The organism is Shewanella sediminis HAW-EB3 (assembly GCF_000018025.1).
GTDB lineage: Bacteria > Pseudomonadota > Gammaproteobacteria > Enterobacterales > Shewanellaceae > Shewanella > Shewanella sediminis.
The window spans coordinates 4,960,196-4,972,538 of sequence record NC_009831.1 but is presented as its reverse complement, the minus strand read 5'-3'; the positions used below and the strand labels follow the sequence as shown (position 1 = coordinate 4,972,538).

Annotated in this window: 12 protein-coding genes; 4 read left to right on the top strand and 8 right to left on the bottom strand. The window is 48.8% G+C overall.

Annotation, left to right across the window (positions count from 1 at the left end; all coding sequences use genetic code 11):
• Positions 1-90: 90 nt before the first annotated feature.
• The 4 genes from SSED_RS21165 to SSED_RS21150 form a co-directional block, all read right to left on the bottom strand.
• The gene (locus SSED_RS21165; protein WP_012144394.1) at positions 91-1,494 is read right to left on the bottom strand and encodes a tetrathionate reductase family octaheme c-type cytochrome; all 1,404 of its coding nucleotides are present in this window, start codon (positions 1,492-1,494) and stop codon (positions 91-93) included.
• A gap of 45 nt (positions 1,495-1,539) precedes the next feature.
• Complete coding sequence (locus tag SSED_RS21160) at positions 1,540-3,252, bottom strand: DUF3373 domain-containing protein (RefSeq protein ID WP_012144393.1); 1,713 nt, start codon at positions 3,250-3,252, stop codon at positions 1,540-1,542.
• Between the two features lie 214 nt (positions 3,253-3,466).
• Positions 3,467-3,796: a c-type cytochrome gene (locus SSED_RS21155; protein WP_012144392.1), complete on the bottom strand. Its 330-nt coding sequence runs from the start codon at positions 3,794-3,796 to the stop codon at positions 3,467-3,469.
• 480 nt (positions 3,797-4,276) lie between these two features.
• Entirely contained in the window at positions 4,277-4,996 is a 720-nt protein-coding gene (locus SSED_RS21150; RefSeq protein WP_012144391.1) for an SDR family oxidoreductase, read from the bottom strand.
• Between the two features lie 244 nt (positions 4,997-5,240).
• On the opposite strand from SSED_RS21150, the gene SSED_RS21145 reads away from it, so the two are divergent.
• The gene (locus tag SSED_RS21145) at positions 5,241-6,140 is read left to right on the top strand and encodes a LysR family transcriptional regulator (protein WP_012144390.1); all 900 of its coding nucleotides are present in this window, start codon (positions 5,241-5,243) and stop codon (positions 6,138-6,140) included.
• 59 nt (positions 6,141-6,199) lie between these two features.
• Here SSED_RS21145 and SSED_RS21140 read toward each other — a convergent pair whose 3' ends face one another.
• Both SSED_RS21140 and SSED_RS21135 read right to left on the bottom strand, forming a co-directional pair.
• Positions 6,200-6,784 (bottom strand): class I SAM-dependent DNA methyltransferase, encoded by a 585-nt coding sequence (locus SSED_RS21140; protein WP_012144389.1) that lies wholly within the window; start codon positions 6,782-6,784, stop codon positions 6,200-6,202.
• Between the two features lie 70 nt (positions 6,785-6,854).
• A complete protein-coding gene (locus SSED_RS21135; RefSeq protein WP_012144388.1) occupies positions 6,855-7,052 on the bottom strand; it encodes a hypothetical protein in 198 nt (65 codons plus the stop codon).
• Between the two features lie 392 nt (positions 7,053-7,444).
• Between SSED_RS21135 and norV the strand changes: the two genes are divergently transcribed.
• The 3 genes from norV to SSED_RS21120 all read left to right on the top strand — a co-directional run bounded on the left by norV (position 7,445) and on the right by SSED_RS21120 (position 10,500).
• Positions 7,445-8,941 carry an anaerobic nitric oxide reductase flavorubredoxin gene (gene norV / locus SSED_RS21130; RefSeq protein ID WP_012144387.1) on the top strand — a complete coding sequence of 499 codons (1,497 nt, stop codon included), beginning with the start codon at positions 7,445-7,447 and terminating at the stop codon, positions 8,939-8,941.
• Positions 8,938-10,083: an NADH:flavorubredoxin reductase NorW gene (norW, locus tag SSED_RS21125; protein ID WP_012144386.1), complete on the top strand. Its 1,146-nt coding sequence runs from the start codon at positions 8,938-8,940 to the stop codon at positions 10,081-10,083. The genes norV and norW overlap by 4 nt, the downstream gene beginning before the upstream one ends.
• Positions 10,084-10,161: 78 nt before the next feature.
• A complete protein-coding gene (locus SSED_RS21120; protein ID WP_012144385.1) occupies positions 10,162-10,500 on the top strand; it encodes a TehB family protein in 339 nt (112 codons plus the stop codon).
• A gap of 99 nt (positions 10,501-10,599) precedes the next feature.
• Here the strand turns inward: SSED_RS21120 and SSED_RS23775 are convergent, their stop codons facing one another.
• Both SSED_RS23775 and SSED_RS21110 read right to left on the bottom strand, forming a co-directional pair.
• Entirely contained in the window at positions 10,600-11,385 is a 786-nt protein-coding gene (locus SSED_RS23775) for a methyltransferase domain-containing protein (RefSeq protein ID WP_012144384.1), read from the bottom strand.
• Entirely contained in the window at positions 11,382-12,338 is a 957-nt protein-coding gene (locus tag SSED_RS21110; RefSeq protein WP_012144383.1) for a DUF547 domain-containing protein, read from the bottom strand. Before SSED_RS21110 ends, SSED_RS23775 begins: the two co-directional genes overlap by 4 nt.
• Between the last annotated feature and the right edge of the window lie 5 nt (positions 12,339-12,343).

The window sequence follows — 12,343 nt, the reverse complement described above, 5'->3', positions numbered from 1 at the left end:
GGTGTCAGCCGACCTATTGCAGGGCTGGTCGGCTGACGATAGGGTACTCATGGGAGGATGAGTACCCTAATTACGCTGGATTGTGCTTAGCTATTTTGCGTGTTTCTCTCCTTTCTTGTTCTTCATCGGGTCGCCTTCATAGCCCAGTGCTTGCCAGTTCATGCGAGTGCCTTTCTTATGGCAATCGTTACACTTGAGCGACTCCTCTTTAGGAGAGACCATGTGGTTAATACGCCACCACATCTCAGTTGCGGCAAAGCCATGTTCGCCACTGTACTTGAGTCCTTTATCAACCATAGTTGCATTGGCTTCCATACCTAATTTAGCGGCGAGATCCCAGTCAAACTCACTCCAGTAACCACCTTCACCGAATGTCTTTGGTGAGATAAAGATGTTCAGCTTCTTGTCGTAGATCTGCTTGCCGGTGTGAACCTTGAAGGGATAGATCTTCGCTTTGGGATCTTTGATATCACCCAGTGGGTAGGCCAGCTTGGTTACCTTGGTCGGATCCATCTTGTCACCGGGCATATAGGCATCGGCCTTGCCATTAAACCAGGCATAAGACGGTGTTATCATTTTCTCCCAGACGAAGCTGCCCTTCTTCTTCTTGTAGGTATGCTTACCGTTTGCATCTACAGTGCCTTTCTTGTCCTGGCCTGCAGTTGACCAATCCCAACTTACCTTGGTTGGCTCATTTTTGGCGAAGAACGGGATATGACAGGTCTGACAGGCGACCGTTGCCGTGTGAGTGTTAAGGCGCTTGTTCTTGTGGGGCGCACTATCGTGGCAGTTTTCACAGCCGATATGGTCGATACCACCGGGTGATACCCCCATGGCATTACCCGTGATCTGGTGCTGTTCGGTCGTGTGACAGGCCTGACACTGGAAATCGTTGCCGTCTGTGTCCATATGCACATCGGTGGCCTTGTCAGGGTAGGACATAGATGAGTCCAGATCGCCATGCTTGACACCATCGCCGCCGCCGCCGTAGAAGTGGCAGCTACCGCAGTTATCACGCACGGGGGCGCCGACGTTCTGAGCGACTTTTTCAAGATTGACGCTAGCGAATACTTCCCCGGCACGAAGGGGATCTTTAACATAGGTGCCAGTGGTGTCGTGACAAACCAGACAATCGACCTTGGTCATGTCGGTAAAGTCGAAGTTATTGTCTTTCCAGCCATAACCGGCATGGCAACCGGTACATCTGGGTTCGTTACCGGAAATGGCAACACAGAAGTTATTGATACTGTTTTTCTTACCACGTTTCACCGTACGACCCGGAAGTTCTTGTTCCAGTTCCCAGGTCCAATGCGATGACTTCATAAAGTCTTTGGCATGATCTTCATGACATTCGATACATTGCTGGGTCACTTGAGTCCCTTCGGTGAAGGGGCCTTCAATATAATCTTTATGTTGATTGGCGGCATTCGCTGGGCTGCTGAGTAAAGAGAGGCCAGCGAGCGCGAGGGCAAAGGGGATCAGAGTGTGTTTCATATTATTTTTCTCCCACCCCGGCCGAAGCCGGGGGGTTGAGCTGGACTAGAAGTTAACGGTCAGAGACGCATTGATATCAAAAGCGGTATCGACCACAGGTAGCATGGAGTAAGCACTGCCTGCTACAACTTCATCAATATCTTGTGGTGCACCAACCGGGGTGCCACTGCCTGTATACTCGAAATCGTAGTATAGGCCAGCGAGCTTGATGAACATGCGTGGGTTGATATCGAACATATAGTAGGCTTCACCCACGTGTCCGCGAGTCGCTAACTTGCTTCCGATAGGATCGTCTTGTGCCTGAGTAAATGGAGTCCAGTATTTAGAACCATAGTTATACTCGAGACCGAACTTACCGTAAGGCGCTGGGATCTGAATACCGGCATAGATACCGTAACCATCTTTTGGACCGCTATCGTCGGCCGCGCTTGGCATCATGATGATTTCACTGCCATCGGCATTGAGCTGAGCTTCAAATACTGCATCACTGAGCATGCCACCGAACATACCGGCATTGCCGTTACCGTCGGCGCGAGTCCATCCGCCAGAGACAAACCATTTAACGTCGTTATCTTCTTCGCGAGCGAAACCGATTCCACCCAGGAACATGTCACCAATCACACCACTTGGCTGTACGCGGGTCTCGAAGTTAAAGTTGCTGAACTTCTGCATATCCTGGTACATGGTTGGAGCAAAGATTCCGGCAAGTTGAGTCGGAAATGCCATGGTGCCCTTGAAGCCATCGTTAACATCCTTGGCGCCGAACAGGGTAAATTGGAGGAAGTTCTTGCCATCGTTGATCGCATCGATGTTGAAGCCACCAAGGTGAGTATCTTTGGTGACGATATCGCCAAACATCTCGCCGTTACCGTATTGAGACTCGAAGCCCTGACCATAACAGAAGCGAATGACCTGACCCTCTACACCTGTGATGTCACCCAGGTGATAACCCATGGTCGCGCCATCGAAGTTGAAGTTGACCAGGTGACCCGAAGGTGTTCCGCCACGCTTCTCGTTTTCACGATACTGGGTTGGCGGGCCATAGGTCGATGGACGACGTCCGATTGAGAGATACAGTGGTGATCCACCGATATTCTTCCAGTCGAAATAGGCGCGCTCGACTCTTAACCAGTCACCGCTGGGGTTGCCACCGTTGGTGCCATCCATGGTGAATGAACGCCAGGAGTCAAATACCTGTACGCCCGTTGAGTCACCCCAGTTTTTGAACATGCTCAGACGACCGGCAAAACTGACGTTGTCCCATACCTTGGCTTTCAGGTTCAGTCTGAGTCTGGTGGTGTAGAAGATGTCGTTATCGATATCCTGGGTCGTCGGCTGAGCTAAGACGTAGGGCATGATGCCCTGAAGCTGGCCGCTCTGAAACGCCGCTGCCAGATTCGGATCGGCGGCCATCATCTTACCCAGAGGTGAAGCCGGATCGTTCGGCATACCGAATGCGCCTGACATCGCCTTAGCACCGAAGTCACTGAAATTCACCTTGATTGCAGGGTTCCAGGTGACATTTTGATAGTGGAGTGAGTGCGCTTTGGTGCGGAAATCACCAGTGATAAGAATTCTGTCGAGTGCCGAGTGACGTTCATTACTGTCCACGCGGTCATTGATATCGTCCAGCTCACTGGTGATATCTTCGAGCTGTTTTTTCAGATCTGCAATCTTTTGATCGTCAGTATCACCAGCATATACCGATCCCGATAGTGCCAGCGCATTTGCAACGAGCAGTGATATTAAGGTTCTCATAACATCTCTCCTTGGGAGTGCTCGGCTGAGTTTTAGTTCTTGTCGAGTCACTCATGAATTAAGGTTTTAATTAAGGTCTTTAGGCCTTACTTCTATTTACTAAAACCTGACTAACAGTCGACAAATTCAGGCTGATGGGAGGCCTGGGGAGTTCCCCCCACATTTTTAAATTTGTCTAGATTAGTAGTTGGTTAGCGCTTAATTGCTAACTTTATTAACCACAGGTTTGTGGTTGGTCCGAGTCGGCCGCATGGTCGTAAAGGAACTGCTGAATATCTTTTAGATCCTTTTCAGACAGAGCGTTGAAGGCTTCTTGGTCGCCTTTATGTTTCAGACGCTTAAAATAGCGATCCCACTGACTCATGGTCTTGCTCATCGGAGTAAGTTCTCCGGCTGTGTCACCTTTGCTGTGACAAGATTTACACTGTTTCTTGTACAGGTGTTTCCCCTTCTTAGGGTTGCCACCATCTGCTGCGTATACCTGAGCACCGAATGAGAATGCGAGTAGGATACATGCGCCTATTTTTATTATCGGTTTCATCATCTTTTCCTTAGTCACCGGAATATGTGACTTACTTATAGTTAGCAGAATGACTCTGCCTTGTTACTAAATTTAGCAAAAAGGAGTAGATGTAAATTTGATGTTGATCACCTTTACAAGAAAAATCTAATTGAACAAAATATCATGAATATAAATCTAATGGATTGGCTGTGGCTTTTCTTTTTACTCGTTTTATTTCAGCCGGTTATCTAACTTGGTTGTTTTTTGTCTATGAGAGGTTTTTCGTTGTTTTAAACAATTTATAGCGATCCTTGATCACATTTATGCACTTTCGTTATTCCTTTTTCTACCAATAATGGAATAACCGATTGTTAATGGATGGTTGCGGGAGGATAGGTGGCTAGGAGGGATGAATAGGGAGAGGGGTAAAGATATGAAGTGACGGGTTCACAAAACTTGTCCCCGCCCTCCATTTTACAAACAATGTGTTATACCAATTGCACTAAATATCTGATTAGTGCCTTAAGGTTGCTGACGAGTAGGCGCTAATACGATTTCACGTACGCAGACACTTTGAGGTTGCTCGAAGGCGAACAGAGCCGCTTCTGCAATTGTTTCCGGTGCAACAACACCGCCCATGAACTCTTTCCAATCTGCGTAGCCAGCTTTTATCTCATCGCTGGTGGTATGACCGAGTAGCTCAGTTTCTACGGCGCCAGGCGCAATAGTGACCAGACGTACGTCATCCATGGCAACTTCTTCACGGATATTTTCTGTCAGTGCGTGTACCGCGAATTTAGTGGCGCAGTATGCTGCATGGTTTGGGAAGGTTTTACGGCCTGCAACCGAGCTGACATTGATGATGGTGCCAGTCTTGCGGGCTTTCATATCGGCCAATACAGCATGAATTCCGTTGAGTACTCCCATAACATTGATGTTAAGCATCTGAGCCCACTCGGCAGGATTTTGAGTGTCCGCCTGACCGAGTAGCATCACGCCAGCATTGTTAATCAGGCCGCCAACCGGGCCAAACTTTTCAACGGCCGTCGCGATAGCCGTTTTAATCGCTTCACCATCGGTGACATCGACGCTGATGCATAAGCTGTTTTCAAGTTCAAGCGCCTGCATAGGCTCGATGCGGCGAGCCAGCAGTAAGAGTGGGTGACCCTTGGCGCTAAATGCCTTCGCCATTGCCGCGCCGATACCCGAAGATGCACCCGTAATTACAATAAGTTGTTTCATGATTTTTGTCCCGTTGACTCAGTCCGGATAATTGGACCTAGTGGTAAGTTGATTGATGGCTAGTCGTTTAATGAGTAGCTGTTTAATGGAGCCATTATAGTGATAGGCTCATTGTTGATATATAATCTATAGCGAACATGATTGTTTACGTGTGACTTCTAATTGAGTGTGTGAACATTTACTTAAACCAATTCATTAAGCGTCATTAAGCGTCATTAAGAGTGATTAAGAGTAGGAATGAGCGATGAACAGTGATCTGAATCTTGCGGATATACGTGCCTTTACCGTGATTGCGAAGCAGGGTAGCTTTACTCAGGCGGCCGAGGTGCTGGGCTGCTCTCGCTCTCACCTGTCTAAGCAGTTATCCCAGTTAGAGCGCTTTCTCGGCGTGAGCCTCATCACCCGCACGACTCGTGCTCAGCGGCTAACTGAGCAGGGGCAGCAATTTTTCGAGCAGTGTCAGGCCGCCCTGGAAACCATAGACGGTGCGGTGGCGAGTACAGTCGATAATGCCAGGCACCTGCAGGGACAGATTAATATTAACTGCGTCGGCGGGGTTATTGGTGAGGAGATCGTTACCGCCTTAGTGAATGATTTTATCGCACTCTACCCGGATATCAGTGTTAATCTCGACTTCAGCAGTCAGCGAGTGGACCTGGTGGTCGATGAGTTTGATCTCGTGTTTCGTATGGGGGAGCTCGAAGACTCGGGTATCGTCGCCCGTAAGCTGATGAGCATAGAAAATATGACTATGGCCTCACCTCAATATCTCGAACGTCGTGGATATCCTGACCATCCTAAAGCGCTTAAAGATCACCTCTGTATCACAGGCTCTATCGATCATTGGTTGTTCGAGCAGGAATCAAACCCCAACAACAAGGTCGAGGTTGCCATCAAGGGGGGATTTCGGTGTAAGAATGGTCGCGCCATGAAGGCGAGTGCGCTGGCTGGTAACGGTATCGTGAGACTGCCTAAACTCTACTGCCCGCAGGAGTTGGCCAGTGGTGAGCTGGTGTCGGTATTTGAAGAGTGGCGGGTTGCCGATACACCATTTTATCTGCTTTACCACAAGGACAGGTTTCAGCCCGCCAGGCTAAAGGCCTTCGTCTCTTTCGCGACTCAGCATTTTATGGAGTACGTCTAAACCCATATTCGGAAAGAAGCGATTCACTCTTGGGCCGTCGCGCGTCTGACAATAATGGGTTAGATATTTGTCCCACAAGCCATGATGACATCCATCGAGCCTTTTGAACTGGTCATGGTAAAAGGGAGCTCGATAGTGGTTTGTTTAAATTCATGTGTCTCTAAACATTGCTGTACGCGTTGTTTGGTTAAGCCCATTGAGCTACCTTCATCTTGTGCGAGCCAATCGAACTGGATAAAGAGCCCACCGCTTGTTAATAAGGATTTTAGCTGGCCTAAAGTTGCTTCATAATCGGGTAAGAAACTGCATACGGAAGAGGCGATGATAAGATCGAACTTTTGGTTTAAATAGGGATGATCGTTGATCAATTCATCGCAAAGAAAATCTGAAATTGTCGATACATTGTCGAGTTCTTTCTCCTCGAGTAATTTAATCATTTCACGTGAACCATCCAACGCCACAATGTGTTTAGCATTTGGGCTGAGCAATTGAGTTAAATTACCAGTGCCACAGCCAAAATCGAGTATGGTTAACTCTTCTAACAGGATCTTGTTATTCAGCTCAGATAACACCTTAAGTGCATACTCTTTTACTGACGGGTCTTTATCCCACTCGGGAGCGTACTCATCCCATTCATTGGTCACGGTATATCTTCCTTTTTATTCGGTTAAATGTGCTCATATATACCCGCGAGGATAGAGTGTTTTGATGTTTTCATTCTTGTGTGAGCAGTGACTCGACGCCTGTGATGCCAAAGTATTGCACCGAACGTTTAACCACGATCTTCTTAGCGATCAATTCACCATCTTTGAAGATCTTCACCACCTTCTTACCGCCTTTATCATCGGCTGAATATTCATGATCATCGTTGAGTCGTAAGTTGTCGAACTGACTTTTCATTATGAGATGCATAAACTCCCCTGTTTCCGGTTATGAGCTATTGCTTTGAGTGCCAACCTCTAGTTAAGCATTACAGCTCATACCTATGAATATAAACCATATATACCAATCGGCATATAGGGGATATGAGAGTGTCATTTTTGTGGGGTATTCAGAAGTGAGAATCGCTTCCTCGCTCACCTGTGACCGGTTCCTGTTATTAAGACACTCTTTTTCATACCGGAGCGTTAGTGTTGATATGACACTGCAATGTCTTTTGGACAGTTCTTGGGCATGTCTTTATGACATCTTTGATTGGGGCTTAATTGATAAAACCTTTTAAATATAGCTAGTTAAAAACTTGGCCCGCCTTGTGCTATAGAAGAACCAAGTTTATTAATTTTAGTATTTTTTGAGGTTTAATCATGGCTATTCATGTCAAGAACAACATCCAGTGGGTCGGGCAACGTGATTGGGAGGTACGTGATTTTCACGGCACTGAATATAAAACTGAGAAAGGGACCAGTTATAACAGTTATCTGATCCAAGAGGAGAAAACGGTTCTGATCGATACCGTCGATCATAAGTTCAGCCATGAGTTTGTACAAAAACTAGAGATGGAGATCGATCTGAAGCAGATCGATTACATCGTCATTAATCATGCCGAAGAAGATCATGCCGGTGCCTTGGCGGTACTCTTGGCAAAAATCCCTGGCACACCCATCTACTGCACCGAAAATGCCATTGACTCTATCACAGGGCATCACCACCACCCCGAGTGGAACTTCCATATCGTAAAAACCGGCGATAGCTTAGATATTGGTAACGGTAAGCAACTGATCTTCATCGAGACGCCTATGTTGCATTGGCCCGATAGCATGATGACCTATATGACCGGCGATGCCGTGCTATTCAGTAACGATGCCTTCGGTCAGCATTACTGTGACGAGCGCCTGTTTAATGATGAGGTCGATCAGACTGAGTTGATGGATCAATGTCTGCGCTATTACGCCAACATTCTCACCCCCTTCAGCCCGTTGGTGACCGCGAAGATCCATGAAGTACTCAGCTTCAACCTGCCCGTCGATATGATTGCTACCGCCCACGGTGTGGTATGGCGCGAGGATCCGACACAAATTATTCATAAATACTTAGAGTGGGCCGACGAGTATCAGGAAGATCGTATCACCATCTTCTACGATTCAATGTCTAATAATACTCGCATGATGGCGGATGCCATCGCTCAAGGGATCCATGATGTCGATCCTAAGGTTGCGGTGAAGATCTTTAACGTCTCCCGTCACGATAAGAATGAGATCTTGTCTAACCTGTTCCGCTCCAAGGGCGTGCTTGTGGGCTCATCGACCATGAATAATGTCATGATGCCGAAGGTTGCCGGCATGCTGGAGGAGATCACCGGACTGCGCTTTAAGAACAAGAAGGCCGGCGCCTTCGGCAGTTTCGGTTGGAACGGTGGTGCGGTAGACCGTATCCATACACGTCTGACCGATGCCGGATTTGAGACGCTGTTAGGGCTAAAGACAAAGTGGAGGCCGGATGGAAAGGCGCTGCTGGAGTGTCGTGAGCACGGTAAAGAGGTGGCGCGTCAATGGGCGTTGCACCCGCTGGAGAACATCGAGTCTAAGCAGGCAAGCCCGGTCAACGAGCCCCTTTTGAATACAGCTGAGGCATCAGAGCCTGCTGTGAATGCCCAAGTGTCATCAACCTGTGTCGAGACGACCGCGGGACAAAGCATGTTGTGCAGCGTCTGTCAGTGGGTTTACGACCCGGCGCTGGGTGAGCCTAATCAAGATGTCGCCCCGGGAACCGAGTGGACTGATGTGCCAGAGACCTTCCTCTGCCCGGATTGCAGCTTAGGTAAGGGAGTGTTTGACCCTATTGCCAAAGAGGCCGCAGCATGAATCTGCCCATCGTTATTATAGGCAGCGGTTTCGCCTCCTATCAGTTGGTGAAGACGATACGCAGGCAAGATAGCCAACAGGCTATTACTGTGATCACCGCAGATAGTGGTGATGACTATGCCAAACCGGATCTGAGTCATGTGTTTACTAAGGGGCAGTCGGCCAAAGATCTGATTAAGATGACCGCCGATGAGTTTGCCAGTAGCTATGATATCACCCTGTTGCATCATAGCCGGGTCGAGAGCATAGATAGGTTGCAGAAGACCTTGCTCTGCAGTGGCGAATCGATCGCCTATGGGCAACTGGTGCTGGCGACGGGGGCCAAGGCCTTCGTGCCACCCATAGATGGAGATGCGGCAGATCGAATAATCACCCTTAATGGCTTGGAGGAGTATCGGAGTGCTCAGGCGGAGCTTGCGAGTGCCAAGTCTGTGTTGGTGATCGGGGCCGGCCTTATCGGCACCGAAATCGCTATGGATCTGGCCAGCAGCGATAGACGCGTGATATTAACCGACAGAGCCGAAGCTCTGCTTCCGGGCCTGCTACCCGACTTTATCTCTTCGCAACTGTTTCAATCTCTAGGCAATCAAGGGGTGAAGATAGCGTTGGGGACGCAAGTCGAGCGGTTGCAACAAGCCGGAGATGCTATCTCTGTAACGCTGAGAAACGGGCAAGAGTACAGTGTCGATGCCGTGGTATGTGCGGCGGGCCTAAAACCCAATATTCAGCTGGCGGCTGAGAGCGCGCTTAAAACCAATCGCGGCATAGTGGTGAATCGACAGCTGCGAACCTCGACTGCGGATATTTTTGCCCTGGGAGACTGCGCCGAAATAGAGGGGCATCTGCTGCCATTTCTGCAGCCGATATTGATGAGCGCCAATGCCCTGGCTAAAACCTTACTCGGTCAGGCCAGCGATGTGGCATTGCCGCCTATGATGGTTAAGGTGAAAACGCCACGTCTGCCTATACAGCTAAGTGGCAACACGAGCCGTGCCGACGCCAATTGGCAGATGGATGCAAACAGTGAGGGGATGACGGCCAGAGCCTTCGATGAGGAGAAAAAGCTGATTGGCTTCGTCGTGACCGGCGGTCATATGAAGCAGGCGTTTTCGCTGTTGCGTGAGCTTCCGCCGACGATTTAATACATTGAATATCAATGCACTATCTATAGTTGAACAGAATTTAACATTCGTCTTAAGAAAGATTACAGAGAGGTTACTATGAGTCATCTACGTATTCCGGCCAATTGGACCATACAGCGTTCAACGCCATTTTTTGCCAAGGCCAATGTACCGGCCGCATTGTTGTCCCATCATAATACCGCCGAAGGGGTATTTGGTCAGCTGTGCGTCATGGAGGGAGTGGTGACCTATTTTGGCTTTGCCGATGAGCATGCTCAGGAGCACGAAGTTAAAGTGGTTATTCAAGCCGGGAATTTTGCTACCAGCCCGCCTCAATACTGGCACCGTATCGAACTGTCCGATGATGCCCAGTTCAATATCAACTTCTGGTCCGAAGAGGATAAAGGCGATAGCCCTCTATTCAATGCCAGGAAATAAGTCTTATACCGATAGGGATTAAAAGTAAGCTTAATTTATTGCCGGAGTCAGATATGATTCCGGCTATTCCGGGGTTGAAAGAAGTTGAACTCTTTCTCCCTAGCCACGCCTTGGCAATTTCCTTGCCGATATCGTGTAATAACCCGCTCCCCCGGCTTCAACGAAATTGGCTAACTGCTTGAGCGAGTTCCGAATGTATATACTACCCTCTGCCTTGAGAGAGAGTGAGTCGACAACTTCCAGGTTGAGAGGCGTCAGACTCTCCAGCACCTCAAACCTGAGCTTAATCGAATCTATGCTGGCTAAAATACCTGCCGATCTATCTTCGAAATGGATCTGGTTAAAGCCTGCTTGTTCGGCTTTCTGGATGCTTGTTTCACGGCTGAGTGCCCCAGCGACACAGAGCCAGCGATTGAGTGTCGTTTCCAGCGCTATGGGCAGAGCCTGATTGAGGAATATGTCTGATATTGCGATAAACCCGCCGGGTTTGAGCACCCGGTAGATCTCCTGCATCGCGGCGTCGCGATTATCGAAGGTGCAGAGGGCGCATTCACAAAACACCACATCCAGACTGTTATTCTGAAATGGTAACTGCATGGCATCACCGGTGATGAGGTTAAGTTTTGTGAGTGAGTGATGGGTCTGTTTTGCCGTTTGAAGATTATCCATACCTAAATCTAAACCCAGGACCTGAGCGCCATATTGTTTGACCAGGAAGGCCGCGGATGTGGCTCTGCCTGTGGCGATATCGAGCACCTTGCTGGTGCGATTCACCAGACACTGAGCCGCGAGTGAGCGTGTGGTCTCAAGGCCGCCGGGGTGAAAGCTATCGCCAAGCAGGTGATGGGTCAATGGGTGCTGATAGAGGTCCGTGCAGCAGTTCATCTGCTAATCTCCTCTCGTTCGGTATGAGGTGAATCCTCACCCTGGCTGGTGTTGAGGCTCCAGTCATATTCGATATATTCGAGTGGCTGGCTGCTGGCCCGTTCAATCTGTTTATTGAGATGGGGAGCGGCAAACTGTTGAATGTAACTTATCAGGGCTAGCTCTTTACCGGGTGTGGGCAGCTTCTTGTCTGCCCTTGCCGCCAGTGTCAGAGGAGAAACGTCAGCAAAGTCGTCGATATACCAGCTGAAAATCTTGGACAGTTCCAGACGTTGGCGCTTGGCGTTGACCCGAACATTGTTAGGATCATTGATAAATTCAATGGCCGCTTGTTGCAGAAATGGCACAAGGTCAACGCCGACAGGCAACTCTGGTCGCATGGGTGGGCAGGAGGCGCTGCCGCAGTTGAGCACGAAGTGCAACCTGGGATCGGCCTTGGTGTGCACCATCTTCTGCTGCTCGAGATGATAGAGGTTGTATGCCTTCCCCCCGATGATGAATTGTTGTTTATAGAAAAACCCTAAGCCTTTGATCACCTCCAGTGGCGCCTTGATATCGGTGACCGATCTTAGCGGCCAATTTTCTAGGATACTGTGGATCACCAGAGCGTTATAACTGTAGATCCAATAGGCGAGGGCATCTTGCTCGCTGGCAAAGCGTTCTGGAGCATTTTCAGGGCTGAATTTAGCGACAGCGGCAAGATACTGTTTAAGTTCATAATGGGCATTAGGGGTTTTCTTCCACCCCTCATAATCGATATCACCACGTTTATCGACGAAGCGTTTTAGAAGTAGCTCAAAGGTATGATGAGAGAAACTCCGGGTGGGGAAGCTCTCAGGCAGAGGCGCATCGATATGCTCTATTTTTGCCTGAGCATTCCAAAACCACAGCCCGACAGTAAAGCCACTGAGCAAGAGGAGTGAAAATATCAATTTACCTATGCTGAAGGTCATCTGTT

Coding starts and splice junctions, on each gene's coding strand:
- SSED_RS21165 (WP_012144394.1), bottom strand. CDS start 1,494: ATGAAACACACTCTGATCCCCTTTGCCCTCGCGCTCGCTGGCCTCTCT.
- SSED_RS21160 (WP_012144393.1), bottom strand. CDS start 3,252: ATGAGAACCTTAATATCACTGCTCGTTGCAAATGCGCTGGCACTATCG.
- SSED_RS21155 (WP_012144392.1), bottom strand. CDS start 3,796: ATGATGAAACCGATAATAAAAATAGGCGCATGTATCCTACTCGCATTC.
- SSED_RS21150 (WP_012144391.1), bottom strand. CDS start 4,996: ATGAAACAACTTATTGTAATTACGGGTGCATCTTCGGGTATCGGCGCG.
- SSED_RS21145 (WP_012144390.1), top strand. CDS start 5,241: ATGAACAGTGATCTGAATCTTGCGGATATACGTGCCTTTACCGTGATT.
- SSED_RS21135 (WP_012144388.1), bottom strand. CDS start 7,052: ATGCATCTCATAATGAAAAGTCAGTTCGACAACTTACGACTCAACGAT.
- norV (WP_012144387.1), top strand. CDS start 7,445: ATGGCTATTCATGTCAAGAACAACATCCAGTGGGTCGGGCAACGTGAT.
- norW (WP_012144386.1), top strand. CDS start 8,938: ATGAATCTGCCCATCGTTATTATAGGCAGCGGTTTCGCCTCCTATCAG.
- SSED_RS21120 (WP_012144385.1), top strand. CDS start 10,162: ATGAGTCATCTACGTATTCCGGCCAATTGGACCATACAGCGTTCAACG.
- SSED_RS23775 (WP_012144384.1), bottom strand. CDS start 11,385: ATGAACTGCTGCACGGACCTCTATCAGCACCCATTGACCCATCACCTG.
- SSED_RS21110 (WP_012144383.1), bottom strand. CDS start 12,338: ATGACCTTCAGCATAGGTAAATTGATATTTTCACTCCTCTTGCTCAGT.